This window comes from Streptomyces sp. NBC_00193 (assembly GCF_026342735.1).
Lineage (GTDB): Bacteria > Actinomycetota > Actinomycetes > Streptomycetales > Streptomycetaceae > Streptomyces > Streptomyces stoeckheimensis.
Window position 1 is genome coordinate 5896890 of sequence record NZ_JAPEMM010000001.1, and the last position, 26731, is coordinate 5923620.

A 26731-nucleotide genomic window follows, 5' to 3' on the forward strand; every position below is an offset into this window, starting at 1 on the left:
CACCGCGCCGCCAGGGGCCGCTACGGGGCGCGGTGGACGCGGGCGAGGACGAGAACCGTGTCGTCGACCGGTGGAGTGGGCAGCAGGCTCGCCAGGATGTGGTCCGCCATCGCCTCCAACGGCCCCGGAGCCCTGCCCAGTTCGGCACGCAGTGCGCCCAGACCGGCCTCGATGTCCCGGCCGCGCGCCTCGATGAGACCGTCGGTGTACAGAGCGAGGGTCGCGTGCGCGGGGAGTTCGACCTCGGTCGTCCGGAAGGGGAAGCCGCCGACCCCGAGGGGGACTCCCAGGACTTCGTCGATGGTCTCCACCGTGCCGTCCGGCCGGAGCACCAGGGGCGGGGGGTGGCCGGCGCCGGCGATGCGGGCGCGGCCGGTCCCCGGGTCGTAGACGAGGTACAGGCACGTCGCCAGCTCGATGCCGGCCTCCTGGGCGCACGCGTCGAGCTCGGTGAGCAGCTCGGCGGGCTCGCTGTGGTGCCTGGCCAGGGCCTTGGTGGTGATGCGGAGGCGGCCCATGGCCGTGGCGGCCGACACCCCGTGCCCCATCACGTCGCCGACCACGAGCACGACCCGGCCGTCCGGCAGGTTGATCACGTCGTACCAGTCGCCGCCGACCTCGGTGATCCGGCTGCCGGGCACGTACCGGTGGGCCACGTCCACGTACGGGCTGGTCGCCAACGCGCTGGGCAGCAGGGCCCGCTGCAGCGTGAGGGCGATGTCCTGGACACGGCTGTACAGGCGGGCGTTGTCCAGACAGATCGCAGCACGTGAGGCGAGCTCGCTCGCCAGGCTGACGTCGTCCCGGGTGAAGGCCGGACGGTCCCCGGACCGGCCGAACATGGCGATTCCCTGGACGGTGCCCCGGGCGATGAGCGGGGCGACGAGGACGCAGGCCAGCCCGCTCTCGGCGAAGAGCCGGGCGCGCGACTCGATGAGGACGGTCCGGGCCAGGAACTCCTCGTTCACCACCGCGGAGATCGCGCGGCCGGTCCGCAGCATGTCGTGGATGACGGAGCCGGGCGGATAGCGCACCGTATCCACCCCGCTGACGAGTTCGGTGGCCGGCGGGGGCAGGATCGTCCCGGAGGCGATCCGGCGCGTGATCAGCCATCTCGCCGGATCGAAGACCTCGTCCTCGTCCATCCACTCCACGACTTCGACCACGGCGCCGTCGCAGAAGTCCGGCATGGACGCGTCGACCAGCTCCTGGGCCGTGATGTTCACGTCCAGGGTGGTCCCGATACGAGTCGAGGCCCCGTCCAGCAGAGCCAGCCGCCGACGGCCGGCGGTGGCTTCCAGGATGGCCTGTTCCCGGTCCGTCACGTCCACCATCAACCCGCCCACTCCGGGGCGCGAGCCGACCGCCCGGCTCAGGGGGAAGAAGCTCACCGACCGCACCTGGTCACGGTCCGGATGCCCGCGCGGACGCAGACCCACCAGCGCCCCCACGATCGGCGCTCCGCCCTGCGCGACCTCCCGGAGCATGCGCCGGTACTCGCCGCCATCGGACATGATCATGAACTCGTCCATCCGCCGTCCGAGGTGCGCCTCGATGGGAAGACCGTCCATGTCGGCGAGCGCCTGGTTGAGGTGGACGTACCGCAGATCCGGGTCGAGCATGACCAGACCGATGGGGCAGGTCTCGAAGAGGGCGTCGAGGAACGCGAGGTTGGTCTTGACCCGGTCGAGCTCGTCGCTGCGGCTCGCCAGGACCATCACCACCGAACGGCCTGCGGCCCCGGTCACGGAGAAGGCCCGGAATCCGCACGCGAAGGTCGTGCCGTCCTGATGCCGTGCCGTCAGCCGGCCCCTCCAGTACCCGAGGGTCCGGCCCCGCTCCGTCAGCCGGGCGCAGGAACCGGACGGACAGGACGGCGGTGGAGTCGTAACCGAAAAGGTCCCGTGCGCCTGGACCCCAGTAACAGACGCGATCGCCGCCATCGACGCCGAAGACGGCCACGGGCACGTGCTCCAGCAGCGTCCCGGGCTCGGACCAGAACGGGCCGTGAGCAGCCTCGCCCCCCGGCAGAGCCGATGGCACGAGACGTCCCCTTCCACCCGCCGTCCCCTCCATTATGCGGGCCCCCTCGGCGGCGCGCGGGGGGAAGCGTGCCCCGGCGAACGCCGAGGTCAGGCTGTGATCGGGTGACGGGCCAGGAACCCGGCCAGGGCTTCGGCGACCGGTCGGGACCGTTCGATGTGGAGCAGATGGCCCACACCGTCGACGACGCACTCCTCGACGTCGGGCACGTTCGAGCGGAGGAACTCGGCGACCTCGACCCACAGCGGCTGCGTGGCGCCGCCCAGCACGGACAGCACCGGCCGGCGGATCGCCGCGGCCTCTTCGGGGCCGAAGCGCCACTCCGCCAGAGCGGGGAGCTCGACCCCGAAGAGCGTGTCGGCGTCCTTGACCCCCTGGGCGACGCTGCCCGGGATGCGCTCGTCGAGCAGGGTCCGGCAGCGTTCCCAGTCCATTCCGCCGGCGAGGGACAGGAACAGTCCGAAGGCGCGTTCGGGATCGCCGCCGGCGTACGCCTCGAACGCGGGCGCGGCCTGCGCGAAGAACGCCGCGCCCGCGGGCACCGACAGGAGGGAGAGCTCCATCAGGGCGACCGTGACGATCCGGTCGGGGTGGTCCTGTGCGAGCTGGGCGGCGACCGCCCCGCCCGTCGAGTGCCCCGCCACGTGGACGCGGTCGATGCCGAGGTGGTCGAGCAGCGCGACGGCATCCGCGACGTGATCGGCCACGCTCACCGGCCCGGGAGTGTGGGTGCTGCCGCTCCAGCCCCGCTTGTGATAAGTGACGAGACGGTAACGCTCGGTGAGTACCGGTTCGGCGGCGAGCGGGAGGAATCCGTCGGGAAGGACCGGGCTGATGAGCAGGACCGGCTCCCCGTCTCCCCGGACCTCGTGTTCCAGCCGGATGTCGTTGACCGTGACGGTGTCCATGATGTCCTCCACTGGGGTTGTGGCTCACCATGGAGGCGTAAGCACGACCGTTACCGCTGTAACCCCCGTGCCCCGGGGCGGAAGGAAACGTCCGTGGCCCCTACCTCCGGCGAAGGGATCGCCCTGGGGCGGGCCCGGGACGCCGCGGCCCGGGGGGCGTGGGCGGACGCCTACACCGGCTACCTGGAGGCCCGCGAGGCGGGCGGGCTCGGACCGGCGGAGCTCGCTGACTTCGCCTCCGTCGCCTATGCCGCCGGACACCTCGACGTCGCGATCGAGACCTGGGAGCGGCTCCATGAGGAGCTGTCCCGGCTCGGCGAGGACGTCGGGGCGGCCGGAGCCGCCGTTCGGGTCGCCATGCACCTGCTCTTCGACACCGCACTCATGGCTCCGGTACGCGGGTGGCTGCATCGCGCGGAACGCCTCCTCGACCCTGCGACGCCGACACCCGTCCACGCGTGGTTCGCCGCGGTGCGCGCCTTCGAGCGACTCCTCAGCGGCGACCTCGACGCGGCCCGGGACTGGGCCGACCAGGCGATCGAGACCGGCTCGCACACCGATCCGGCGGCAGCGGCGATCGGGCGCGTGGCCCGGGCCAGACTGGTGATCCTCGACGGTGACGTCCCCCGGGGCCTGGAGCTCCTCGACGAAGCCGGCACGGCGGTGATGACCGGCGATCTCGACGCCCTGTCGACCGGAGTCGTCTACTGCGAACTGGTCTGCGCCCTGCAGGGCCTGGCCCAGTACGACCTCGCCGAACAGTGGACCGAGGCGATGGAGCGGTGGGCGCGCACGAACGCGATCGGCAGCCTGCACGGCCGCTGCCGGGTGCACCGGGCCGAGATCCTGCGCCTGCGGGGCCAGTGCGCGCACGCCGAGCAGCAGGTGCTGCTGGCGTGCGACGAGCTGCGCCCCTACGTACGGCGCGAGCTGGGCTGGCCGCTGACGGAACTGGGCCGGATCCGGCTCCGGCGCGGCGACCTTCCCGGAGCCGAAGAGGCGCTGCTCGCCGCCCATGGCCTCGGGTGGGATCCCGAACCGGGTCTCTCGCTCGTCCGGCTCGCCGGGGGCGACGCCGACACCGCGGCCGCCGCGATCGGGGAGGCGCTGGCCGGTCCGCTGCCGGTGCCGTCGAAGGAACTGCCCCCCACCTCCGGGCTGCGGCGGGCGCCGCTGCTGGACGCGCAGGTCAGGATCGCCGTAGCCCGCGGCGACCTGGAGACGGCGCGGGCCGCGGTCCGCGAGCTCGACGAGGTCGCCGTCCGCTTCGAAAGCACCGCGCTCGCCGCGTCGGCCCTGCGCGCCCGGGGCGACCTGCTGCTCGCCGAAGGCGATGCGGCCGGGGCGTCGGCGTCGTTCGCCGGTGCCCTCCGTGCCTGGAGCCAGGTCGGCGCGCCGTACGAGACGGCCGAGTGCCGGCTTCGGCTCGCGGACGCCCAGGGCGCCCTGGGCAACCTCCGGGCCGAGACCCTCGAACGCTCGGCGGCGCGTACCGAGCTCGACCGGATCGCCCACGGACCCGCGACCGACGGGCCCGCGACCGATGGGCCCGCGACCGATGGGCCCGCGACCGATGGGCCCGCGACCGATGGGCCCGCGATCGACGGATCCCGGGCGGACACGGCAGAGCCGGACACGTTCGTCCGGGAGGGCGATCACTGGCGGGTCGTCTTCGACGGTCGCCGCACGACCGTCCGCGACAGCAAGGGAATGCACCACCTCGCCCGGCTCTTCGCCGCGCCGGGCCGGGAGTTCCACGTCCTCGACCTGGTTGCCGCCGACAGCGATGATCCCGCCGCCGCGGTCAGACTGTCCCGGGCCGGCGACCTCGGCCCCCTGTTGGACGACCGGGCCAAGCAGATGTACCGGCGGCGGCTGGCCGACATCGAGGAGGACATCGAGGACGCCCGCGCCGACAACGACGTCGCCAGGCAGGAACAAGCCGGCCTCGAACGCGAGTTCCTGATCAGCGAACTCGCCCGGGCCGTCGGACTCGGCGGGCGGGACCGGCACGCGGGCGCCGCCTCCGAACGGGCCCGGGCGGCCGTCACCCAGGCCGTGCGCAAGGCCATCGGCCGCCTCCGCGAGGCCTGTCCGGCGCTCGGCGACCACCTCGACCGCACCATCTCCACAGGGACCTACTGCGCCTACGCCCCGGATCCGCGCTTGCCCTCCGGCTGGTCCACGTGACGGCCCGCCGTGGCCTGCGCGATGAGGAGGGCGACGTCGTCGTGGTCGTCGGGGTGGCGCAGGGAGTCCAGGAGCCACTGACAGGTGCCGTCCAGGGGTCGGCGGGGTCCGTCCAGGGTGTGCAGCAGGGTGTCCAGGCGCTCGTCGATGGGGTGTTGGCGGGTTTCGACGAGCCCGTCGGTGTAGAGGAGCAGCCGGTCGCCGGGGTTCAGGTCGAACACGGTGGTGTGGAAGGCGACGCCGCCGACGCCGAGGGGTGCGCCGGTGGGCAGGTCGAGGAGCCGGGGGCGCCGGCCCGCTGCGGCGAGGACGGGCGGGAGGTGCCCGGCATTGGCGATGTGGCAGCTGTGGTCGTGCGGGTCGTAGACGGCGTAGACGCAGGTGGCGATGTAGTGCTCGAGTCCCCGGGTGATCTTGTCGAGATGTCGCAGGACCTGGTCGGGGGCCAGGTCGAGGTAGGCGAAGGCGCAGGTGGCGGTGCGCAGCCGGCCCATGGTCGCGGCGGCGTCGATGCCGTTGCCCATGACGTCGCCGACGACGAGAGCCGTCTTGTCACCGGCCAGGGGGATGACGTCGTACCAGTCTCCTCCGACCTCGTGGGACGCCTGGGCGGGCTGGTAGAGGGAGGCGATCTCCAGACCGTGGACTTCGGGCGGGTGGCCGGGCAGGAGGCTGCGCTGGAGGGTTTCGGCCGCGTTGCGGACGCTCTGGTGCCAGCGGGCGTTGTCGATGGCGACAGCGGCGCGGGCCGCCAGTTCCCCGGCGAGGATCACGTCGTCCTCGTCGAAGGGGAGGGGATTGCGGGCGCGCAGCAGGTCGAAGGCGCCGAGAACCTCGTTGTGGGCGATCAACGGCACCGCGAGATAGGAATGCACCCCTTCCCGTGAGAAGGTCGCGGCCGCATCGGAGTCACGGGCTATGCGGAGAAGGTCTTCATCACCGACACGGGCCACGAGCACCGGCTGTCCGGTGTGGACGCACTGGGTGATCAGCCGGTCCGCCCCGTACGAGGCCAGGTCGCCGACCGTGTCCGCTGCGGCGGCGGCCGCGGTCGGGTAGGCGGAGGCCACGGCGAGCGCGCGGAACACCTCCGGCCCGTCGTGGGGACCCGAGCTCCGGCGGAAGGACAGCACGGCGTCCAGGACGTCCACGGCCGCCAGGTCGGCCAGGCCGGGGACGGCGACCCGGGCCAGCTCGTGGGCGGTCTGCTCCACGTCCAGCGTGGTACCGACACGGGCGGAAGCATCGGCGATCAGGGCCAGGCGGCGCCGGGCCCGGTCCGCCTCGGTCGCGGCCCGATGACGTTCGCTGACGTCGACGACGGAGCTGGCCACGCCGATCACCCGGCCGCTGGGGCCTTCGATCCGGTAGAACGACACCGACCAGGCGTGATCGTGGTCCGGATCGGCCGGTGTCCGGCCGACGGAGTACTGGTCGATCAGGGGCGTGCCGGTCACCAGCACCTGGCGCAGCGCGGACTCGAGGGTGTCCACGTCGAGGAACGGAAGGATCTCGTGGATCCGGCGGCCGATGTGGTCGGCGGCCGGGACGCCGTTGATGCGCTCCAGAGCAGGGTTGACCAGCAGGTAGCGAAGGTCCGTGTCCAGCAGGGCGATGCCGATGGGGGCCTGCGCCACGAGGCGCTGGGACAGGGCCAGGTCGGTCTCCACCCGGTGCAGCATGCGCTGGTCGGCGGCGATGCCCAGGGCGTAGACGTCGCCGAGATCGTCCAGCAGCCGCATGTTGCGGAACTCCACCAGGCGCGTGCTGCCGTCCTTGTGGCGGATGGGGAACGCGCCCGCCCAGCTCGCCCCGGTGCTCATCACCTCGGCGAACAGCTTCGTCACCAGGTCCTCGTGTTCTCCGCGGACCAGGAGGTGCGCCGCGGGCTTGCCCAGAGCCTCCTCGGCGGTGTAGCCGAACACCTCATCGGCCTGCGGGCTCCAGAACACGATCCGTCCGCGGGTGTCCAGCACGACGGCGGCCACGCTGAGCAGATCGAGCAGTCCTCCCGGCGGGGACGGCCCCTCCGTTCGGTCCCGTCCCTCATCGGGGACCGGCTCGTGTGCACCCATCCTCGACGGCTCCCTCCTCAGCGGAGCCCGCCCGGGCTACGAACCGGCTGAGGGCTCCGCTTCCATGCTGCCCCCGAACCCGACGCACCACGACCGGTGGCGCACCGCACCGCGCGGCTCCGGAGCCGGCGGGAGGTTCGGAGGTATCACCAAGTCGGGGTCTCTTCGTGGGCGTGGGAACTGGTGGGGCAAGCGATGCGCCGTCCGCAGCCCGGCGTGTTGACTGCTGCGAGAGCACGGGGTCGTGCGCCTTCATCGGAAGGGCGGCAGGAAGAGGAGCGGCACGGTGGCTGTACCCGACCGGATGGACGAGCGTCTGCGGGCCTTGAGGCTGGTGGAGGAGCAGAGGATGGCTCAGGCCGTGTTCGCCTGGGTGATCGAGGGAGGTCGGGGTGGCGGCTCGCGAGAGGTTCCTCGGACAGGACGGCATCACCGGCAGACAGTTGCACGCCGAGGTGCGGGCCCTGGCCGGTAAGGCGGGTTGGAGCCTGGGAGCGTGGCAGGTGGGCCGTCTGTACGGGCAGGCCCCGGCCGTGGGCGGATCAGATCCGGAGCCGCGGGACTTCATCGGTCCGGACGACGACGAGCCGCTCCGCCGCACCGCCGCAGGGGGTTGGCGGGCCCGCTGGATCCTGGCGATACGCCTGGTCGACGACCGCAGCGGTTTCGGAGGTGCGTTCAAGCAGCTCCTCGACCTCGTGTGACTCCGAGCGGAGTCGACCCCGGGCGGCGAGTCCGCCACCTCGACGCGAGCGACAGAGCGATAGATTGCCGGCCATGACTGAGCTTGGCACCGTCGTCTGGCCACCTGCCCCGATACGCACCGAGCGGCTCGTGCTCCGAGAGTCCGAGGCCCCGGACCGTGCGGCGTTCATAGAGCTGTTCGCATTGCCGGAGGTGCGCACCTATCTCGGTGGCCCTCGACCGCGCGCTGAACTCGAGCGCGCGGTACCGGAGTTGCCCGGACGGCGCCCCGGCCTCTTCGTGGTCGATCTCGACGGAACGATGATCGGCACGGTATCGCTCGACCGGCGCGACGCAGACCGTCCGGGGCACCTTCGCCCCGATGGTGGCGAGGCCGAGATCGGCTACATGTTCCTGCCGACGGCGTGGGGGCGCGGGTACGCCGCCGAGGCGTGCGCGGCGGCGCTCGACTGGTTCGCCGGTGCGTTTCCCGGGGAGCAGGTGGTGCTCTGCACCCAGACGGCCAACGACCGGTCGATGCGCCTCGCCGCGAAGCTGGGGTTCAGCGAGGTGGAGCGGTTCGAGGAGTACGGCGCCGAGCAGTGGTTCGGCGCGTGGTCCTCCGGTCAGGTGCGGGCGACCGGGACGTAGGGCCGCTGCTGGATGTCCTCCGGGTGGGCCGTGTGCAGCACGGCCTCCTCGTAGGCGATGGTGCCTGCCGCGACGAGGGCGTTGATGCTGGTCTCGAGGGTCTGCATGCCGTCACGGTGGCCGGTCGCGACCATGTTGCGCAGCTGGCGGGTCTTGCCCTCGCGGATCAGGTTGCGGATCGCCGACGTGCCGACCAGTACCTCGAAGGCGGCCACCCGGCCCCCGCCGATCCGGGGGATGAGTGTCTGGTTGAGGATGCCGACCAGGGTGTGTGTCAACTGCAGCCTGATCTGCGGCTGTTGCTCGGCCGGGCACGCGTCGACGATGCGGTCCAGCGTCTGCGACGCGTCGTTGGTGTGCAGGGTGGCGAACACCAGCTGCCCGGTCTCGGCGATGGTCAGGGCCGCGGAGATGCTCTCCGGGTCGCGCATCTCGCCGAGGAGCAGGACGTCGGGATCCTCGCGCAGGGCCGAACGCAGCGCTGCGGGGAACGAGTCGGTGTCGGTGCCGACCTCGCGCTGGCTGACCGCCGACCGCTTGTGCCGGTGCAGGTACTCGATCGGGTCCTCGATGGTGAGGATGTGCACCGACCGGTGCGTGTTGACGTGGCCGAGGAGCGCCGCCAGGCTCGTCGACTTCCCCGACCCGGTCGGCCCGGTGACCAGGACGAGCCCGCGCGGCATGCCGGCCCACCCCATGACGACCGGGGGGAGCCCGAGCCGGTCGGACGACGGCACGTCCTACGGGATGATCCGCAAGGCCAGCGCCGACGCGCCGCGCTGCACGAAGGCGTTCCCGCGCAACCTGGCCTTGCACAAGCTCGCCGTGCTGACGAACTCCAACAGGCTGTTCGTCGCGCAGCTCTATTCCGCGTCGAGCAGTCTCAACCTCGCGCCGGGCGTTCTCGGCGTGATCGACGGCACCACGCTGCTCACGCAGGCTCCACTCGCCGCGCCCAGTCATTTCGGCGCGCTCGCGGTGAACAACACCACGGCGAAGCTGTACGCGCTCGAACAGGGCAAGTCGCAGGTCGTGTTGTTCGGAACGGGATCGGACTAGGGCGTGTCCGGTGGTTGTGGGACCGGCCGCCCACCTCCCAGGCTTGAGTAATGGCGATCTTCAACGCCTGCGGCTAGGCTCTGCGTTGCTCATTCGAGAGCCACAAGCACTGGCGACGTGTCCGATGGGGGACAGTGCTTCAATCTCAACAGGCAATGAGCACGATGAGTCTCTAATCGTCGCAGAGCCTCAGCAGGCCATCCGCAAGCGGTGGTCGAGCTGAGGCTGCCCGCCGACTGGTCGATCACCTTCGTGAAAGGGATCGACTGGTGAGGCTGACTTTTCTCGTTCAGGTACTTCTTGCACTTCTGTCCTTCGTATCGTCGCTGCTGGTAGCGGTGGTGGCGGGGGTACTTTCGCATGAGGCTGGGGCGCTGGTAGCTAGTGCAGTGCTGTACGGCGGCGGCGCGTTCATCGGCTGGATGACGCTGTGCGTCACTGTGCTGACGGCACTCGGCCTGCTCGGGCGTCACAGCCGTCCCAGCGAGTGAGGGTGCCCGGTACTCAGGAGTGCAGCCAGAGCCGGATCGCAGCGAGGGTGACGGTGCCGTGGAAGATATACGCTCTCTTGTCGTACCTGGTCGCCACAGCCCGCAACGCCTTGAGGGCATTTATGGTTCGCTCGACTTCGTTCCTGCGTTTGTAGCCCGCTGATTCTTCGGTTCGGGGATGGTGTGCTTGATCTGGCGCCTGCGTAGGTAGTGGCGGTTACGCAAGGATGAGTACGCTTTGTCTCCGCTGACGTGATCAGGCCGGGTGCGCGGGTGACCGCCGCCCGGCCGTGGTACGCGAACACGCTCCAGGACCGGAATCATCTGAGGTGCATCGCCCCACTGCCCGGGCGTGACCAGCACTGCCAGGGGCCGGCAGCCGCCGTCTGCGACCAGATGAATCTTCGTGGTCAGGACGCCCCTGGAACGGCCAAGGGCCTCGCCGGGGTGGTGCTGAGCCGACTGGATGTGTTTCTTCAGACTCCGGGGCGGACGCCTTCGAGCCCCGGGGGCATGCTGATGAGCCCGGCAGGTAGTCGAGTCAATACCGACCATGCTCCAGTCGACGCGGCCCTGCGCGTCTGCGTCGGCCTGCACCGCGCGCAGGACTCTCTCCCAGGTGCCATCCGCCGACCAGTGTCGGTGCCGGTCGTGACAGGTCTTCCACTTCCCGAAGCGCGTCGGTAGATCCCGCCAGGGGAGGCCCGTGCGCTGACGGAAGAGAGTGCCGTTGATCACCTTGCGATGGCACTTCCACCTCCCACCTCGTCCCACGTTCTTTGGAAGATGCGGCTCCAGCTGGGCCCACTGTGCGTCAGAAAGATCACCCCGCCCCATACCAACCGGAACGATCCGACTGCTCGCCAGTCACACGACTCGTCGGACAGGCCCTAGGTGTTCTGTCCAGGGAGGTTGTGGACGGGTGATGCAGGTCTCGGCTGAGGGTTCTTGAACGGGTGAGGGCCTTCCGGGTTCGGTGTGGATTGCGACGTCTACACCAACCAGCAGAAGGCCCTCATGCCCCACCGTAATGCACCCCTGACCGAGACCGGACGCCTGCGGCTGGCCCGCTGCGTGGTCGAGGACGGCTGGCCGCTGCGCCGGGCCGCCGACCGCTTCCAGGTCTCACCCACAACTGCCCAGCGGTGGGCCGATCGCTACCGTGCGAACGGCGAGGCGGGCATGAGCGACCGGTCCTCCCGCCCGCACCACAGCCCGAAGCGGACGCCCACCCGCACCGAACGGCGGATCATCAAGGTCCGCCTCGCCCGCCGGTGGGGGCCGGCCCGCATAGCGCACCTGCTCGGCCTGGCGCCGTCGACCGTGCACCGCGTTCTGACCCGCTACCAGCTGGCCCGCCTGACCCACCTCGACCGCGCGACGGGCCGCGTCATACGACGCTACGAACGCGAGAAGCCCGGCGAACTGGTCCACGTGGACATCAAGAAGCTCGGCAACATCCCCGACGGCGGCGGCCACAAAGCCCTCGGCCGCCAGGCCGGCCGCAAGAAGCGGCCCCGCCTGGGCTACAGCTACATCCACACCGCCGTCGACGACCACTCCCGCCTCGCCTACAGCGAGATCCTGACCAACGAGAAGAAGGAGACCGCCACCGCCTTCTGGACCCGGGCCCAGGCCTTCTTCGCCCAGGCCGGGATCACCGTCGAGCGGGTCCTGACCGACAACGGCTCCTGCTACAAGTCCCATGCCTGGCGGGACCTGCTGGCAGCGGCCGGGATCACCCACAAGCGAACCCGGCCCTACCGACCCCAGACGAACGGCAAGGTCGAACGCCTCAACCGCACCCTGCTGGAAGAGTGGGCCTACGCCCGCCCCTACCAGTCAGAACAGGAGCGACGCGATGCCTTCCCCAAGTGGCTGCACACCTACAATCACCACCGCGGACACACCGCGCTCGCAGGCAAACCACCCGCCAGCCGCGTCCCCAACCTCACTGGGCAATACACCTAGGCCCATGCGAGACCAGTCACGCACCCTCCACAAGGGCCGGACGGGCCGGGACCAACGGCGGGGACCGGGCCGTCGTACCTCCATGGCGGCGGTCGGTGTGATCGCGGCGCTCCTGCTGACCGCGTGCGCCGGCAACGGAGCCCCGGAGCCCCGGTTCGACGTCGCTCCTTACGTACGCAAGGGGCACGTGGCCGACTGCGACGCGTTCAAGGCCCAGGCGGACGCCCAGGCGGTGCTGCGCGCGGACACGCTCGACCCGAACGAACTCGACCGGGACGGCGACGGCATCGCATGCCCCGGCCTCCCCCATCCGAAGGACGAGAAGCCGGTCCACCGAGACTTCGCGACCGAGCTGGACGGCGCACCGATCACCGAGCCGGACAAGCCCTCGACGCCGTAACACCAGCGGAAGCAGCCCTGCGCAGCACGGTGCCCGACCTGTCGTCCGTACAGGCCGGGCACCGTGCTCAATCCTTTGGGAGAAGCCGAGCTCCTTGGGTGCGCAGCCGACCAGTAGGTTCTTCGTCTGCCGGGAGTCGGGGGACGCGGCCGGCGCTTCGATGGGCGCGGGGTTGGAGAACCTGGACGACAAGGAAGCGAACGTGCGCGCGAACGCGAAGGAGCTGAGCAGCGGTGGATGAGCGGCCCATGCCCTCGGAGACGTCTCTTGCGCGGGAGATCTTCGGACCTCTCGGGGGGATCGTCGAATGTGGAGCGTCCCTCCGTGGGGAAACGGTGGCCGAGTTCGCCGCGATCCGCCGTAAGGAACTGGACCGGATCCTTGCCGCGGTGCGGGACATCGGCAGGTTCCGTCCGGAGGCGATGGAAATCGTCGATCAGCTGGGGTATCTGCGCGAGCACGACATCGCCGTCACGTCGTTGCTGCTGTGGTCCGGTTGCATCGAGGAGTTCTCGCCGGAGCTCGGTGGAGCCCAGGCGGTGCGGCGCATGGCCCGGATGGGCGCGGACCTTCAGCTGACGCACCTGTTGCAGGCTCTGGTCGGCACGGCCTCCTTCCGCGCGCAGGACGTGGAGGCCAGTGCCGCGGCCATCGTCGAGGTACTCGAAACCGCTGCCCTGCTGGGGTCGCCCGCCCACGCGCGCACGGCGAGCGAGGTCTTCCTGATGTGGCGAGCGGCCTTCCTCCCCGGCGTTCTGATGCCGGCGTCCAACTCCCCGGAGGACATCAAACGGCACTTCAGGAAGTACGCGCACACCCTGGAAGAGGCACTGGATACGTGCACCTCGGGCGATCCGGGCTGAGCCGGGCCCTGGGCGAGCCGACGGCGCACCCGGGAATCCACGGATTCTCACAGGGCGCCCCGGCCCCGGCTCCCCACGAGGAGTCGAGGCCGGTACGGCCGCGTCGGCCGCCATCTGCCGCACCGGGCGAGTAGAAGGGACGACGAACCGCCAACCCTCAGCGTTTCGAGACGAGGAGTAGCGCATGCCGCACACCCGGCCCGTTCTGCGCCGCCCGGAAGCCGGGCTCGCTCTCGCACTGGCGTTCGCGGCTGCCGCCGCGGTCTTCGTCGCCGTCTTCCTGGTCGGCCGGGCGAACACACCGGACTACACCGCGACACTGTTCGGCCAGGCGGACGCCGATGCCCTGCGCCTCAAGGCACAGCTCGCCACCGGCATTCTGGGGCTGGCCGTTCTCCAACTGCTGCTTGCGTTGTGGATGTACCGCCGGCTGCCCGGGGTGCGCCGGGTGCCGGGCCCGGTGCCGATCACCCACCGGATCGTCGGTGTGGTCCTGTTCGCCCTCTCCGTCCCGATCGCGGTGCACTGCGTCCGGGCGTATGGCGTGCAGCTGACGGGCTCGCGGGTGGCATTGCACTCGATCGCGGGCTGCTTCTTCTACGGGGCGTTCGCCGCCAAGGTCCTGCTGGTGCGGAGCCGCCGCCTGCCGGGCTGGGCCCTGCCCCTGGCCGGGGGCGCGCTGGTGGTCGCGGTGGTGGTCCTCTGGTACACGAGCGCGCTGTGGCACTTCAACGGAGACACCGTGCCGGCGCTGTCCTTCGGACACCACCCCATGCCACTGGGGTAGTGGTCAGGCGGCGTCACCAGGCTGAGGCCCCGCGGTTCGGACGGCGAGTCGGACGAGGGCTTCGGCGGTGGGGGTGTCGGGAGCGGGTAGGTAGACGATGAGTTGCTGGCCCGGCGCGGCGCGGACGTCGAAGGATTGGTACGTCACGGTCAGGGGCCCGGCCGACGGGTGGTGCAGGTGCTTGGTGTCCTGGGTTTTGCCCAGGACCTCGTGGGTGGTCCAGAGGCGGGCGAAGTCCGGGCTGTGGGCGGTGAGGGTGCGGATGAGGGACGGCAGACGCGGGTCGTTCGGTGTGGCGCGAACGGTGAATGCGGTGCCTCGGCAAGGGCGTTGGCCGCCAGGATGTCCAGGGTGGCGTTGATGACGAATGCCGGGGCGTCCGAGAAACCGTCCAGGAGTTGGTGCAGGGCCGGGCTGATCCGGTCGGTGGCCGGCCGGCCGGCAGGGACGGCGCCGGCCAGGCGGTGCAGGTGGGCGCGGGTGTCGGGAGCCAGTCGCAGGGCCCGGCCGAGGGCGTCGAGGACCTGGGGCGAGGGATGGCGTTCGCGTTCGCGGCCCTGCTCCAGCCGGGCGTAGTAGTCCGCGTTCACTCCGGCCAGGTCGGCGGCCTCTTCACGGCGCAGGCCGGCGACCCTGCGTACGCCGTGGCCCACCAGGCCGACGTCCCGCGGCCCCAGGGCCGCCCTGCGCGCGCGGAGGAACTCTCCGAGGGGATTGCCGGTCATGGCCGCGGTCACGGTCACGGTCATGGCCACAGGCTAGGGGGTGGGGGAGCCGTGCTGCCTGGGTGCGGCGCGTCCTGGTTGGCGGGCCGCCGCGTGCACAGACTCGGTCCGGCGGAGTCATCCGCTGCGCACGAGGAGCGAGGAGCAGGACGGGTATGAGTACCGAAGCCACCGCGGCCTTCCGGCGGCTGGACGTCACTGACGCCGCCGATGTACGGGCCTTCGTGGCCGCCGCCCGCGAGCATTACGGCCGCATGGACGTGGTGGTCAACAACGTGGGGGTGATGCCGCTCTCGCCGCTGGAGGCGCTGAAGGTCGACGAGTGGGACCGGATGATCGACGTGAACGTGCGGGGCGTGCTGTACGGGATCGCCGCCGCCCTGCCCGTGATGCGAGCCCAGGGCGGAGGACACTGCGTGAACATCGCCTCCGTCGGTGCGTACGAGGTGTCGCCCACCGCGGCCGTCTACTGCGCGACCAAGTTCGCCGTCCGAGCCATATCCGAAGGGTTGCGCCAGGAGTCGGACGGCTCCGTCCGCGTCGGCGCATCGAGGGCAGCCCAGGCGCCGTGCTCAACCCTTGAGAAGAAGCCAAGCTTCTTGGGGGAGTAGCTGACCAGGAGGTTCTTTGTCTCCTGGTGGTACGTCAGCTGCACCGCGCTGAACAGGGGAAGCGGCCAGCCCTTCGCGGCGGTCGGGCTCTCGGCCCTGGTCATGGCCTCGGCCAGAGCCTTGACCGTAGTGAAGATCCTCGGCGGCATCGATCTCGTCCGACCGGGAGTCGTCACGTGGCGCTCCGCACGCGCAGACGCAACCCCAGCACCGCGCCGGCGGCGCGGTGGAACCAGCTACGCGCTCTGGGTCAGCAGACCGGCGTCGATGACCTCAGCGACAAGGGTGGCGCCGCGGGTGTTCTGGTGGATGTGGTCGGTCGTGAGCACGAGACCTCGGCGCCGCGAGATCGTGTCGAGGCTGCGGCGCAGCAGTACGTGCTGGGCAAGGACGCCGACGACTGCTGCGGTCGTCACCTCCCGGTAGGGGATCGGCGGCGGGTCCGCCTGGCGCAGTTCCTCGATCTGGCGTTCGTGGAGCGGAAGGTAGGTCACCTCGTTGGTGGCGGCTGTCTCGGCGATCATCCGGCTGTACGCCTGCGATGCCCGTGCCGCTGTTCCGTCGAGTTGTTGGCCGAGTACGGGTAGCGACAGCAGGCCGATCCTCGCGTCGGTCTCCGTTCGCAGCCGTGCGACGACGGCTCCCAGGCACTGCTGGAACCAGTCGGCTGACGGGCGCTCGGGGAGCTGTTTGCGCTTCATGGCCTGCTCGACGGGGTAGCCGGCGAGGCTGGCGCGGGCGTCGTTGGTCCCGATCAGCACGGTGATCACGTCGGGCGGGTTCGTGACGACGGCATCGAGGCGCTGCAAGAGGTTGTAGGCGAAGTCGCCGTTGGCGCCGAAGCGGGCAAGCTGCAGGTCGCCGGGAGGGTGGCGCCGTCCGAGAAGGTCCAGGTAGTCGACGCTGAACTGCGCGCGGGTGAGGCTGTCGCCGAGGCACGCGATGCGTGTCGTCACGGCGCTTCCTCGGGGCCGGGCGCGCCGAGGTGTTCGGCCGGGCGGGTGTCGGTCCGAGGACGGTGGTGGGTGCCGAGGCTCGCGGTGATGGCAAGGATGGACGCAGGCCCCTCCATGTCGACCACGTGCCATATCCCGGCCGGGTTGACGGTGGCCTCGCCCGGCCCGAACAGAACGCGGTCGGGCACCCCGTCCACGTCGCGGGTCACCGTCACTGACCCGCTGAGGCAAACGACCAGTTCGTCCCCGGCGGGGTGGCTCTCCCAATGGTCGCCGGGGCCGTCACCGTCGAAGATCATCACCATCCGGCCCTCGGCGCCATCGGCCGCGACCGCGGCGCTGTAGGCCTGGAGCGCCTCCGGGTCCCAGGCGAAGCCCTCTACGGGCCTTGCTCTCGATCCCAGCCCGAGGTGCACCGGGGTGGTCCGCAGGTCCATGGCGTTGCGTTCGTGGTTGACGAGTCTCATGACGACGATCGTCCACGACAGCGATGGGGCGGTATTGAAGAAAAGGGAAGAGAAGTCGACGCGATGGGCGGACGGTCGGCGACTACCCGGCCCCGAGGAGGACTTCGCTGCGACGCCAGGCCGCCGGCGACCGGCCCGTGAACTCGCGCCAGTCCCGAACGAGATGGGCCTGGTCGGCGTAGCCGGAGAGTGTTGCCACATCGGCCCACGGGAGCGGGTCCTGCACCCCCGCCAAATCGTGCGCGTGCTCGAAGCGCAGGACTCGGGCAAAGGTCTTCGGCGACAGGCCCATCTCGCCGCGAAACCGCTCGGTGAGGTACCGACGGCTCCAGCCGAGTTCCGCGGCGACCGCACCAACCTGGACGCAGCCCCGCGCGGCGATGAGGCGGCGCCAGGCCTCGGCCACCTCGGGGCGCACCCGGCGCACACGGTCTCCGCCGGCACCACGGACCACGGCTCGGAGGAGCAATTCGTCCAGCGCGGCGAACCGCGCCGCGCATCCTGTCGCCGCTCGGAGCCGGTCGACCAGCTCGACGCCGAGCGCGCCGAGAAGCGCCTCAAGTGGGACCAGTTGGTGGGCGAGCTCGGCGGCGGGCATGCCGTAGACGGCCCGAGCCCCGAGCGGCGTCAGCGATACCTGCACACCGTGCTGGCGTCCATCGTGGTGGATCGCAACGGACCGGCGCATCAGACCGCCGGCCACGCTGCCGAATCGGGTGACGGGTGACCCGTCGTCAACGCCCGCCGCGATCTCCAAAGGATCTGAAAGGCTGATCACCGCAGTCAGCGCGCGGCTCGGCGGACCGCAGTGCACCCCCGCCGGGAGCCCGCGGAGGTCGAAGCAGATGTACGAGTCGACGTACTGCCGTAATGCAGGCGCCGGACGTGCCCCGATCACGGTGGCCGTGTGGTGCTCCATTCTCGGCAGTGTACGAGCCACCGAACCCAGCTAGATCACCGCCCAAGGACTGATCACTGCCGTCTGCGCCCGGCGATACAGGTCCTACCGGCACCCCTGGCCCTCGCCGGAGCGTGGCAGGCCGCTTACGGGCGCGGCCCCGACCGGGTCCGCGCGTACAGCGAGGCCATCAAGGCTGCGTGGCGGATTCGTCGACTCCTTCGTGCACCGTGTGTCAGACCCGTCTGTGACGCTGCGCGTACGGGGCAATGACAGGAGTCGGCCCGATTCATCCTGGAGGGGAAGCAGTGACGGGTCGCAAGGATGGCTGGGCGGGGATGGGCTGGGGCTGGGCAGACCACGCCGATGTGGCACGCCGTCTTGATGAGGGTGCCGATCCGGAAGCGTGGAGCGGGGGACGGCCCCTGCACCGGGCGGCGGCCTGGGGGTCACCGCGCGTTGTCGCCGAGCTGGCTGGACGGGTCGTGGACGTGGACGCGCTGCAGGACGGGACAACCGCCTTGTGGGAAGCCGTCTGGTCCGACCGGCCGGACAACGCACGGGCCCTCGCCGCCGCGGGCGCGGATCCCTGGAAGCCCCTGATCGGGGGCTGGTCGCCCGGGCGGCTCAGCCTGGCCGGACCCAAGCCCGGCCTGTTCGAGGCGCCCGAAGGCATGCGCGGCTTGAGCCTGGTGGAACGAACGGCCGCGCGGGCGGGCGCACGACTCGTCGCCGCACTGGCAGGTGTCCACTACGAGGGCACGAGCCTTGGGTGCGTGGCCGGGATCGATGCCGAAGAGGCGATACGCCGCTTGGCGGCAGTCCCAGTCTGCGGCAGAGAGCTGGAGCACCTACGCGAAGAACCCTGGGCGCACAACTTCGACGCGAGCCTGCAGGTCGTGGGCGTGACCACCGTGCGCGGTGGTTGCGTTCTCACCCAGCCGTGGGGCTACATCGCCTCGGCGCCGGGTGTTGTGACCCGCCTGTCCGCCGGAACACTCTGCTACGGGCTCTACGCCAATCCGAAGAGCGGCGACCAGGGGAGCATCGCCCGTAACGGCAGCCTTGAAGGCTCGGACCTCCACCCGGGCGGCGCGCCCTCTCCCGGCGACAGTTCCGAGGAAGTCCTGACCTCCTACCTCTACCGGCACAGCGCAGCAGCCTACGCATGCGGCTTCCCCGGACTTCGGCTGACCGATGCACGCGCCGTCACAGGACCGCCAGACATGTGGGTCGAACTGCCGCAGCGCAACTACTGGGAACAATGACCCGGAGCGACCCCGGGAGAACGACCCCAGGAAGTGGCGGAACTCACCAGGAGCCGAGGGCATGGCGGCAGGCTGTGCGCAGCCACTGACAGCCCGCCGGGGAATCGACCCCCTCCGCAGGACCGGCTCAGGCCCTGACCAGGGCCTGAGCAGGGCCTAGAAGAAGCCGAGCTTCTTGGGGGAGTAGGACACCAGGAGGTTCTTCGTCTCCTTGCGGTACAGCAGTTGCACCCATGCTGACCAGGTGAAAAGACAGTTGGCGCGGCTCTTTGACGGGGGCTGGTCCGGAAATGGTCCGGATCTTGGTCCTCGCGGTCCCCAGGCGGAGAAGCTGGCGTGGGATGGGAAGTTCTGGGAGCGATCCATGTCCTGCATGTCCCCGGCAGCTCGCCGGCTGGGGCTGAGGGTGAGGTCGTCTTACCGCCAAGGTGCCTGGGCGCGCTGTGCCTGTTGTTGTGCGGAGGTGGCATCTGCGCGAGCCATGGACAGGGGGTGGGGGAGCCGCCCAGCCGCTTGGGTGTTCCACCAGCCGTGGGCGTCGGGCGAGAACGCGGCCTTGGGGACGTTGTCGATGGCTTCTTGGGCCACGGCGGGCGAGTCGTGCCGTCCGGTGTCGCAGATCAGTCGACCGGCGCAGACGGGAGGCGGCTGAGTACGGGCCGGTGCGGGTGCCGAGTAACCAGGCAGGTTTCTGTTCTCCGTTGGCGCACGCCGTCAGCGATGCCTGACCCGCGCCGTACCTTCCCTGTGTGCCGGAGGAGCTGAACCCCTCGGGGCTTGCGGCCGTACGTAGCGTCGAGGCCGTCGGCACTCCAGGCGGGTGTGTGTGACGGCCGGTGTTCATCCGGACGCCAACCCGTCGGCCTCCTTGTCCGGATGCCAACGACACTCCCGAAGGAGCACAGACCCATGACGATGATCAACAGCCCGCTGCCGGTGGGCGACCGCGAGATCGCGGGCGCGGCCCTCCAGGCGACCCTGGTCGACCTGCTCGATCTGTCCCTGGTGGCCAAGCAGGCGCACTGGAACCTGTACGGCCCGCGATTTCGATCAGTCCACGTTCAGCTCGACGAGGCTGCCACGATCGCACGCGACTACGCGGACACAGTGGCCGAACGCGCGGCTGCGCTGGGAGTGAGCCCGGACGGACGGGCGGCCACCATCGCGGACACCAGCGGCGTGCCTGCCTTCCCGTCAGGCTGGACGAAGGACGGCGACGCTGTCGAAGCCCTGGTGCACGCGTTCTCCGTGGTCGCCGTGCGGGTGCGGGAACGAATCGAGGAGACTGGTCCGGTGGACGCCGTGAGTCAGGATCTGCTCATCGGACTGACGGCCGAACTGGAGAAGCAGAGCTGGATGTTCCAGGCGGAGAACAGAACCTGGCAAGGCTGAACGCGTGCTGTCGGAGGCGGTGACCGTCGGCCGCCGCCTCCAGTGACACCGGAGGCAGCGGTAGCCGCAAGGGGGTGGGGCGGCCGATGGATGAGAACGGCGCCCCGAGGAGCTGTCGCCGAGAGGCCGAGCGGTTCTCCCCGGGCGGTCCTGCCGGGTCCCGGACCGACGCGCGTCGGAGCGCGACGACCACGCGCATCATCGCCCCCTTCGGCGAGGAGGGGTAGGACCGGGCCCGCAGTGCCCTCCCGTGCCGTGACTACATGCCGAATATCCCTTGCTTCTCCAAGGCCTTGCGCAGTGCCCGCACGGCGTAAAAGGCACGGCTCTTGACGGTGCCGGGCGGGATGCCGAGGTGCTCGGCTGCCTGAGCCACGCTGCATTCCAGGTAGTACATGAGGCGGATGACGGTCCGGTGCTGCTCCTTCAGCTCCCGCAGTGCCTCCAGCACCGCGTGAGAGGTGAGCGTGGATTCGGTGCCGTCCCAGGAGGTGTCCAGGTCCTCGGCCGCCATCAGATCCAGCGGCCGAACCTGCCGGGCCCGGTGGTGGTCGATGACCAGGTTCCTGGCCACGGTGAACAGCCAGGGCCGGATGTGTTCGCCGCGGGCGCTCAAGAGCCGGGCGTGCTTCCAGGCACGCGCCGCGGTCTCCTGGAGGATGTCCTCGGCCTTGTGCCAGTCACCGTCCAGCAGCCGCGCGGCATACCGGACGAGCAGATGGCCGTACTGCTCGTAGATGTCTCGTATGAAGGCGTCGCAGTCGGTGTCCGAAGCGACGTGCCGGGCCTGTGCCCCAGCCGGAGCGAGGGTGGCCGTCCCCGCCTCCATGATCCCGTTCATGGGTGGTGCCCAATTCTGTTCAAGTGTTCCGTGGCGTGCTCTCCCACTGGCGCGGGTGAGTGGCTCAACACTCGGCGGGACCCCTTTGCCAAACCTGGTCGTCTCCTTGTCGCGCCGCTTGTCGACCCGTACGCCCGACCGAGATCAGCCCGTCGGTGAACCGCAGCGCGGGGTTGCTCGTAGGAAGCGGTGGCGCTCGGGCACACGAGAGCCCTTACCGCTGTGCCGTGTTTCTCGTCGGAGCCGGTTCCGCCCCGCCGGCCCCATTCCCTCAGGGCGACAGCCCTCACACAGAAGGACATCGAAGATGCGCATCACCCGACCGACCAGGCCTGTCCGACTGGTCACCCTGCTCGGTGTCGCGGCAGTCGGCCTTTCCGTCACGGCCGCGGCCCTGCCCGGCCAGGACGAAGCGCCGGACCGTCACCAGGGGACCCGGCCGACGATCGTGCTGGAGCACGGGGCGTTCGCCGATGCCTCCAGCTGGGACGGGGTCGTCGAGCGGCTGCAGCGGGCCGGCTACCCGGTAGTGGCCGCCGCCAACCCGCTGCGCGGGCCGGCCACCGACGCCGCCTACCTGCGCAGCGTCGTCCAGCACATCGACGGCCCGGTGGTCCTGGTCGGCCATTCGTACGGCGGCACCGTCATCAGCCAGGCCGCCACGGGCCTGGAGGGCAAGGTGAAGGCCCTCGTCTACATCGCCGCGTTCCTGCCCGACGCCGGCGAGAGCTCGCTGGGGCTGACGAACAAGTTCCCCGGCAGCACCCTCGGCCAGGTCATCGCTCCGGTGACCTACGAGCTTCCCGGCGGAGCCTCGGGTGCTGACGTCTTCATCAAGCCGGACAAGTTCCGCCGGCAGTTCGCCGCGGACGTTCCGGCGGACAGGGCGAGGCTCATGGCCACCGGGCAGCGTCCGATCGCCGCCGCCGCGCTGGAGGAGAACTCCACCCTTGCCACCTGGAAGACGATTCCCTCCTGGTCGCTGGTCGCCACCGAGGACCGGAACATCCCCGTGGCGGCCCAGCGCTTCATGTCGGCTCGGGCACACGCACGTACGACTGAGATCGACGCCTCGCACGCGGTGTCCGTCTCGCGTCCCGACGCCGTCGCCCGCATCGTGGAGAAGGCGGCCAGTACGGTCCACTGACCGGCTTTTCCGGCCACATCGCCGGCCCCTATCGGCCAAACGGTGAACCGCGCCCACCCCGTCACCGTTTCCAGCGTGACGAGGTGCCGGTGCCGGACACCTGAGGTCGAGGCCAGTACGGACCGCCGACCGGACCCGAGCCACCACCTCGCACCACGACCCATCGACCCATCGACCCATATCGAGAGGCAGCAACCACCATGCCGTTCATCACCGTCGGCCAGGAGAACTCCACCACCATCGACCTCTACTACGAGGACCACGGCACCGGGCAGCCGGTCGTGCTGATCCACGGCTACCCGCTCGACGGACACTCCTGGGAGAAGCAGGCCGCAGCCCTGCTGGAGGCCGGTTACCGGGTCATCACCTACGACCGGCGCGGATTCGGCCGCTCCAGCCAGCCCACCACCGGCTACGACTACGACACCTTCGCCGCCGACCTGAACACCGTCATGGAGAGCCTCGACCTCGACGAGGCCGTCCTCGTCGGCTTCTCCATGGGCACCGGCGAAGTCGGCCGCTACCTCGGCACCTACGGCTCCGCCCGCGTCGCCAAGGCTGCCTTCCTCGCCTCGCTGGAGCCGTTCCTGCTCAAGACCGACGACAACCCCGACGGTGTCGACGGGAGTGTCTTCGAGGGCATCAAGCAGGCCGTCACCGCCGACCGGTACGCCTACTTCAGCGCGTTCTACCAGGACTTCTACAACCTGGACGAGAACCTCGGCACCCGGATCAGCGAGGAGGCGGTCCGCAACAGCTGGAACGTGGCCGCCGGCGCCTCCTGGTACGCCTCGCTGGCCTGCGTCTCCACGTGGACCACCGACTTCCGTGCCGACATCAGGAAGGTCGACGTGCCGGCGCTGATCCTGCACGGCACTGGCGACCGCATCCTGCCCATCGAATCCACCGGCGAGCTCTTCCGCAAGGCGCTCCCGCAGGCCGACTACGTCGTGATCGAGGGCGCCCCGCACGGCCTGCTGTGGACCCACGCCCAGGAGGTCACCGACGCCCTCCTCACCTTCCTGGCCAAGTAAGGGGCGGCGGCCTCACACCTGCCGGACGGCGACCCGCACGCGCCCCGTCACCGTTCGTCGGTGACGGGGCGGAGGGCCTTTCCCTCGCCGCTCCTCGCTGCCGGGAGCTTGTGGCTGTGACTGCCGAGGGCCCTCTCCGGCACGGTGGGCGTGGGGTCCGCGTCCATGTCCAGGGCGGTGAGCCGGTCACGGACCTGCTGGGCGCTGTGGGACATGGCTCGCGCGTCGGCGCCTTCGAGGGCCCGGGTCCAGTCCGCTCGTGCGCCGTCCCGGTCACCCATGGCCAGCCGGGTGTCGCCCAGCCGCATCAGTGAGCCGATGGCGTTCCTGTGGTCGCCCAGCTCCTCGAACGCCCGCGTCGTCCGCTGGTAGGTGGCCACCGACTCCTCGTGACGGCCGAGCATACGGAGGTTGTGGCCGAGGATGTCCCAGGCCTGGGCCAGCTGCCACGGCGCGCCGAGGCGCTGGAACAGGGCGATGCCCTCTTCGCTGTACGCAAGGCTCCTTTCGAGCTGCCCCAGGTTGGACTGGAACCATGCGAGCTCGACGAGGCACTCGGCCAGCCACAGCTCCTCACCGGTCTCCCGGGACAGTTCCAGTCCCCGCTCGGAGGATGTCACGGCCTCCTGGACCCGGCCGAACAGGAACAGCGCACACGCCCTGACATAGTGCGCTCGCGCCTGTTCACCGGTCGCGCCCAGCTCTTCGAAGATCGTGATCGCGCGTCTCAGGTGGCGGAGAGCCTGCTCCTGGTGGCCGAGATAGCCGTGGATGCCGCCGAGGTGGCGCAGGCAACGGCCCTCTTCGAGGCGGTCGCCCCGGCGCCGGGCCACGTCGAGGGCGGGGGTCAGCGCGGTGATGGCCTCGGGCCAGAATTCCTGACGGTTGAGATGTTCCTTGAGCGACCAGGCCAGCCCGGTGGTGTGGTGGTCCAGCTTCTGGCTGACGGCGGTGTGGAGCAGGCCTTCCAGCACTCGGTGTTCGGCGGTGAGCCACCGGGTCGCCTGCTGGACGGTGGTGAGGTCCTCCGGGGTGACGCCCGGGCCGGGGGCACCGAAGTCGAGGTCGGGCGACGTGTCCTGTTTGAGGAGCTCGTTGGCCTCGTGGGCGGTGAACATGTAGTGGTCCAGAGCCCTGAGGGTGGCGTGGTGGCGTTCCTGGGCGCTGTCGTTGGTGTGGGTGAGTTCGGTGGCGTAGCCGCGCAGGAGGTCGTGCAGGCTGTAGCGGCCGAGTAGTGGTTGTTCCACGAGGCAGGAGCCGACCAGGGCGGCGAGTGCGCGGCGGGTTCCGGAAAGTGGAAGGCCGGCGAGGCTGGCGGCGGCGGGGGCGGTGATGTGGGGGCCGGGGTGCAGGGCCAGGAGGCGCAGGAGCCGGGCCGTGGGCTCGTCCAGGGACCGGTAGGACCAGGAGAAGACGGCGCGTACGTCGGTGGTGGAGTCGAAGCCGGTGAACGCGTCGAGGCTGCCGTGAGTGTCCCGCAGGTCGTCGGCGATGGCGTGAAGGGGGAACGAGGGATCGATTTCGGCGCGGGCGGCGACGACGGCCATGGCCAGGGGAAGCCGTCCGCACAGGCGGATGATGTCGGCTGTGGCAGCGGGCTCGGCGACCAGTCGTTCGGTGCCCAGGCGTCGCTCGAGGGCTTGGTGGGCCTCCGCCTGCGAGGGCAGGGGGAGAGCGAGGGGTTTGGCGCCGTCGGTGGTGATCAGGCCGGGAAGCCGGTTGCGGCTGGTGATCAGTGTGAGGCAGCCCGCTCCTGCTGGGAGCAGGGGGCGTACTTGTTGCTCGTCTCGGGCGTTGTCCAGAACGAGGAGGATTTGCCGGTCGGCGAGGAGGCTGCGGAAGAGTGTGCTGCGGCCGGGGGTGTCCTCGGGGATGCGCTGGGCGGGAACGCCGAGGGCGGTGAGGAAGCCGTGCAGGGCGGCACCGGGTTCGACGGCGGGTGCGTGGGGGTGGAAACCGCACAGGTTGACGAAAAGCTGTCCGTCGGGGAAGGACGAAGCGATGCGGTGGGCGTGGTGGACGGCGAAGGTGGTCTTGCCGACACCGGGAGCACCGCTGATGACGACGGCAGCGGCTGCAATCGTTCCAGGGCGGTCCGGTGCACCGCTCACGGCCGACAGCCACGCACCCTCGGCCTCGCGCCCTGCGAACACCGCCAGGCTACGCGGCAGTTGTGCCGGACGTACCCGGGGCGGCGACGTGGTTCCATCGGACTGCGCAGCCGGGGCGCCACCCGCGGCGGACCGATCGGCGGCATCGGCCGGTTCGTCGTCGACCGGGCCGGTGGGCGCGGTCGCCTCGTCTTCCTCCGGTATCCCGGACGCGGTCGGCCCGAGCGGGTCACGTCCGTGTCCGGTAGCCCGGCCGGAGACGGATGCCCCGCCGAACCTGTTCGGCTCATCGGCTGAGCGAAGGGGTGGCAGGTCGTGGTGGAGGATGCCGTGGTGCAGCGCGCGTAGGGATGGGCCGGGTTCGAGGCCGAGTTCGTCTGCGAGGTGCCGACGCAGGTCGGTAAAGCGCTGAAGCGCTTCCGGGTGCCGGCCGGCAAGGTACAGGGCGCGCAGCAGCAGGGCCCAGCCGGTTTCCCGCAGGGGATGCTCTGTGGTCATCTCCTGCGCCGCGTCCAGGGCCTCGGTGATCCGCCCCTGCAGGAGCAGGGCAGTGGTACGGATCTCGCGGGTGGACTGCCGTAGTTCTTCCAGGCGTGCTGCCTCGTTGATGGCGAACAGGTGGTGCGCGGCGTCGGCGAACGCGGTGCCGCGCCACATGTCCAGGGCTCTTCGGGTCTCCTCCACGACGCGCTCCGGCCGGCCCTGGTCCATGAACCGGTGTGCCTGGGCAAGGGCCTGCTCGAAGCGCACGGTGTCACGGCTCTCGGGCGGCACCCGCAGGGAGTAGCCCAGGGGTTCGGTGACCAGTACCTGGCAGGTGCCTTCGCGGCGCAGGTGCTGGGGTTCCAGGACCGCGCGCAGCTTGCTCACGTGGGCGTGCAGGGAGCCCATCGCGCCGCCCTGCGTCCGTCCCGGCTGCTGCGGCCACAGTTCCTCGCACAGCGTCTGCGGAGCGACCGCTCGGCCGTCGCCGAGCAGCAGGCGGATCAGCAGCAGCCGCTGTCTGCGCCGGCCCGGATCGAGTACCGAGCCCGCCCGCCGCACCACCAGCGGACCCAGCAGTCCGAAGTCGAGACCCTGCCCCGCAACTGTCACCGTACCCACCCGTAATCCCGCTCGACGGCGCCACCATCGGAAGCACACACATGACCATGACCCG

Annotated in this window: 22 protein-coding genes and 3 pseudogenes; 14 read left to right on the top strand and 11 right to left on the bottom strand. The window is 70.5% G+C overall.

Annotation, left to right across the window (positions count from 1 at the left end; all coding sequences use genetic code 11):
• Positions 1-20 precede the first annotated feature (20 nt).
• Both OG898_RS26435 and OG898_RS26440 read right to left on the bottom strand, forming a co-directional pair.
• Positions 21-1748 carry a SpoIIE family protein phosphatase gene (locus tag OG898_RS26435; protein ID WP_266959629.1) on the bottom strand — a complete coding sequence of 576 codons (1728 nt, stop codon included), beginning with the start codon at positions 1746-1748 and terminating at the stop codon, positions 21-23.
• A gap of 384 nt (positions 1749-2132) precedes the next feature.
• On the bottom strand, positions 2133-2951 hold the full coding sequence (locus OG898_RS26440) for an alpha/beta fold hydrolase (RefSeq protein ID WP_266959631.1): 819 nt from the start codon (positions 2949-2951) through the stop codon (positions 2133-2135).
• Positions 2952-3044: 93 nt separating this feature from the next.
• On the opposite strand from OG898_RS26440, the gene OG898_RS26445 reads away from it, so the two are divergent.
• Positions 3045-5141, top strand: a complete 2097-nt coding sequence (locus OG898_RS26445) for a transcriptional regulator (protein WP_266959633.1) — start codon at positions 3045-3047, stop codon at positions 5139-5141.
• On the opposite strand, the gene OG898_RS26450 is transcribed toward OG898_RS26445, so the two are convergent.
• On the bottom strand, positions 5099-7216 hold the full coding sequence (locus OG898_RS26450; protein WP_266959634.1) for a SpoIIE family protein phosphatase: 2118 nt from the start codon (positions 7214-7216) through the stop codon (positions 5099-5101). The two genes, OG898_RS26445 and OG898_RS26450, sit on opposite strands and share 43 nt — an antisense overlap.
• A 392-nt stretch (positions 7217-7608) precedes the next feature.
• Between OG898_RS26450 and OG898_RS26455 the strand changes: the two genes are divergently transcribed.
• The gene (locus tag OG898_RS26455) at positions 7609-7920 is read left to right on the top strand and encodes a hypothetical protein (protein WP_266959636.1); all 312 of its coding nucleotides are present in this window, start codon (positions 7609-7611) and stop codon (positions 7918-7920) included.
• 73 nt (positions 7921-7993) lie between these two features.
• On the top strand, positions 7994-8551 hold the full coding sequence (locus OG898_RS26460) for a GNAT family N-acetyltransferase (protein ID WP_266959637.1): 558 nt from the start codon (positions 7994-7996) through the stop codon (positions 8549-8551).
• Here OG898_RS26460 and OG898_RS26465 read toward each other — a convergent pair.
• Positions 8527-9288 (bottom strand): type IV pilus twitching motility protein PilT, encoded by a 762-nt coding sequence (locus OG898_RS26465; RefSeq protein ID WP_266959638.1) that lies wholly within the window; start codon positions 9286-9288, stop codon positions 8527-8529. The two genes, OG898_RS26460 and OG898_RS26465, sit on opposite strands and share 25 nt — an antisense overlap.
• Positions 9289-9298: 10 nt before the next feature.
• Between OG898_RS26465 and OG898_RS26470 the strand changes: the two genes are divergently transcribed.
• Positions 9299-9610 carry a hypothetical protein gene (locus tag OG898_RS26470; protein ID WP_266959639.1) on the top strand — a complete coding sequence of 104 codons (312 nt, stop codon included), beginning with the start codon at positions 9299-9301 and terminating at the stop codon, positions 9608-9610.
• 269 nt (positions 9611-9879) lie between these two features.
• Positions 9880-10101, top strand: a complete 222-nt coding sequence (locus tag OG898_RS26475; RefSeq protein WP_250740053.1) for a hypothetical protein — start codon at positions 9880-9882, stop codon at positions 10099-10101.
• Positions 10102-10114: 13 nt separating this feature from the next.
• On the opposite strand, the pseudogene OG898_RS26480 reads toward OG898_RS26475, so the two are convergent.
• Positions 10115-10938 (bottom strand): annotated as a pseudogene (locus OG898_RS26480) (IS5 family transposase).
• 180 nt (positions 10939-11118) lie between these two features.
• Here OG898_RS26480 and OG898_RS26485 point away from each other — a divergent pair.
• The 4 genes from OG898_RS26485 to OG898_RS26500 all read left to right on the top strand — a co-directional run bounded on the left by OG898_RS26485 (position 11119) and on the right by OG898_RS26500 (position 14122).
• On the top strand, positions 11119-12072 hold the full coding sequence (locus OG898_RS26485; RefSeq protein ID WP_266959640.1) for an IS481 family transposase: 954 nt from the start codon (positions 11119-11121) through the stop codon (positions 12070-12072).
• 4 nt (positions 12073-12076) lie between these two features.
• Positions 12077-12472, top strand: a complete 396-nt coding sequence (locus OG898_RS26490) for an excalibur calcium-binding domain-containing protein (protein WP_266959641.1) — start codon at positions 12077-12079, stop codon at positions 12470-12472.
• Between the two features lie 335 nt (positions 12473-12807).
• The gene (locus OG898_RS26495; protein WP_266959642.1) at positions 12808-13335 is read left to right on the top strand and encodes a hypothetical protein; all 528 of its coding nucleotides are present in this window, start codon (positions 12808-12810) and stop codon (positions 13333-13335) included.
• A gap of 184 nt (positions 13336-13519) precedes the next feature.
• Positions 13520-14122 (top strand): DUF6529 family protein, encoded by a 603-nt coding sequence (locus OG898_RS26500; protein WP_266959643.1) that lies wholly within the window; start codon positions 13520-13522, stop codon positions 14120-14122.
• 3 nt (positions 14123-14125) lie between these two features.
• On the opposite strand, the pseudogene OG898_RS26505 reads toward OG898_RS26500, so the two are convergent.
• Positions 14126-14847 (bottom strand): annotated as a pseudogene (locus OG898_RS26505) (helix-turn-helix transcriptional regulator).
• Positions 14848-15017: 170 nt separating this feature from the next.
• Between OG898_RS26505 and OG898_RS26510 the strand changes: the two are divergent.
• Positions 15018-15389 (top strand): annotated as a pseudogene (locus tag OG898_RS26510) (SDR family oxidoreductase); the annotation flags it as partial.
• Positions 15390-15694: 305 nt separating this feature from the next.
• Here the strand turns inward: OG898_RS26510 and OG898_RS26515 are convergent.
• The 3 genes from OG898_RS26515 to OG898_RS26525 all read right to left on the bottom strand — a co-directional run bounded on the left by OG898_RS26515 (position 15695) and on the right by OG898_RS26525 (position 17800).
• Positions 15695-16414 (bottom strand): GDSL-type esterase/lipase family protein, encoded by a 720-nt coding sequence (locus OG898_RS26515; protein ID WP_266959644.1) that lies wholly within the window; start codon positions 16412-16414, stop codon positions 15695-15697.
• On the bottom strand, positions 16411-16881 hold the full coding sequence (locus OG898_RS26520; protein WP_266959645.1) for a cupin domain-containing protein: 471 nt from the start codon (positions 16879-16881) through the stop codon (positions 16411-16413). The genes OG898_RS26515 and OG898_RS26520 overlap by 4 nt, the downstream gene beginning before the upstream one ends.
• 82 nt (positions 16882-16963) lie before the next feature.
• Positions 16964-17800 (bottom strand): AraC family transcriptional regulator, encoded by an 837-nt coding sequence (locus OG898_RS26525; protein ID WP_266959646.1) that lies wholly within the window; start codon positions 17798-17800, stop codon positions 16964-16966.
• Positions 17801-18087: 287 nt separating this feature from the next.
• On the opposite strand from OG898_RS26525, the gene OG898_RS26530 reads away from it, so the two are divergent.
• Positions 18088-19047 carry an ankyrin repeat domain-containing protein gene (locus tag OG898_RS26530; RefSeq protein ID WP_266959647.1) on the top strand — a complete coding sequence of 320 codons (960 nt, stop codon included), beginning with the start codon at positions 18088-18090 and terminating at the stop codon, positions 19045-19047.
• Between the two features lie 909 nt (positions 19048-19956).
• Positions 19957-20439: a DNA starvation/stationary phase protection protein gene (locus OG898_RS26535; protein WP_250745008.1), complete on the top strand. Its 483-nt coding sequence runs from the start codon at positions 19957-19959 to the stop codon at positions 20437-20439.
• A 259-nt stretch (positions 20440-20698) separates the two neighbouring features.
• On the opposite strand, the gene OG898_RS26540 is transcribed toward OG898_RS26535, so the two are convergent.
• Complete coding sequence (locus OG898_RS26540; protein ID WP_266959648.1) at positions 20699-21280, bottom strand: sigma-70 family RNA polymerase sigma factor; 582 nt, start codon at positions 21278-21280, stop codon at positions 20699-20701.
• A gap of 307 nt (positions 21281-21587) precedes the next feature.
• On the opposite strand from OG898_RS26540, the gene OG898_RS26545 reads away from it, so the two are divergent.
• The gene (locus tag OG898_RS26545; protein WP_266959650.1) at positions 21588-22427 is read left to right on the top strand and encodes an alpha/beta fold hydrolase; all 840 of its coding nucleotides are present in this window, start codon (positions 21588-21590) and stop codon (positions 22425-22427) included.
• Positions 22428-22627: 200 nt separating this feature from the next.
• Positions 22628-23461 carry an alpha/beta fold hydrolase gene (locus OG898_RS26550; RefSeq protein WP_250745011.1) on the top strand — a complete coding sequence of 278 codons (834 nt, stop codon included), beginning with the start codon at positions 22628-22630 and terminating at the stop codon, positions 23459-23461.
• Between the two features lie 47 nt (positions 23462-23508).
• Here the strand turns inward: OG898_RS26550 and OG898_RS26555 are convergent, their stop codons facing one another.
• Positions 23509-26667: a BTAD domain-containing putative transcriptional regulator gene (locus OG898_RS26555; protein ID WP_266959652.1), complete on the bottom strand. Its 3159-nt coding sequence runs from the start codon at positions 26665-26667 to the stop codon at positions 23509-23511.
• Between the last annotated feature and the right edge of the window lie 64 nt (positions 26668-26731).

Excerpts from the sequence above, each read along its gene's own strand:
- OG898_RS26440 (WP_266959631.1), bottom strand. The coding sequence starts at position 2,951 with ATGGACACCGTCACGGTCAACGACATCCGGCTGGAACACGAGGTCCGG.
- OG898_RS26450 (WP_266959634.1), bottom strand. The coding sequence starts at position 7,216 with ATGGGTGCACACGAGCCGGTCCCCGATGAGGGACGGGACCGAACGGAG.
- OG898_RS26460 (WP_266959637.1), top strand. The coding sequence starts at position 7,994 with ATGACTGAGCTTGGCACCGTCGTCTGGCCACCTGCCCCGATACGCACC.
- OG898_RS26470 (WP_266959639.1), top strand. The coding sequence starts at position 9,299 with ATGATCCGCAAGGCCAGCGCCGACGCGCCGCGCTGCACGAAGGCGTTC.
- OG898_RS26485 (WP_266959640.1), top strand. The coding sequence starts at position 11,119 with ATGCCCCACCGTAATGCACCCCTGACCGAGACCGGACGCCTGCGGCTG.
- OG898_RS26490 (WP_266959641.1), top strand. The coding sequence starts at position 12,077 with ATGCGAGACCAGTCACGCACCCTCCACAAGGGCCGGACGGGCCGGGAC.
- OG898_RS26500 (WP_266959643.1), top strand. The coding sequence starts at position 13,520 with ATGCCGCACACCCGGCCCGTTCTGCGCCGCCCGGAAGCCGGGCTCGCT.
- OG898_RS26520 (WP_266959645.1), bottom strand. The coding sequence starts at position 16,881 with ATGAGACTCGTCAACCACGAACGCAACGCCATGGACCTGCGGACCACC.
- OG898_RS26525 (WP_266959646.1), bottom strand. The coding sequence starts at position 17,800 with ATGGAGCACCACACGGCCACCGTGATCGGGGCACGTCCGGCGCCTGCA.
- OG898_RS26535 (WP_250745008.1), top strand. The coding sequence starts at position 19,957 with ATGACGATGATCAACAGCCCGCTGCCGGTGGGCGACCGCGAGATCGCG.
- OG898_RS26540 (WP_266959648.1), bottom strand. The coding sequence starts at position 21,280 with ATGAACGGGATCATGGAGGCGGGGACGGCCACCCTCGCTCCGGCTGGG.
- OG898_RS26545 (WP_266959650.1), top strand. The coding sequence starts at position 21,588 with ATGCGCATCACCCGACCGACCAGGCCTGTCCGACTGGTCACCCTGCTC.
- OG898_RS26550 (WP_250745011.1), top strand. The coding sequence starts at position 22,628 with ATGCCGTTCATCACCGTCGGCCAGGAGAACTCCACCACCATCGACCTC.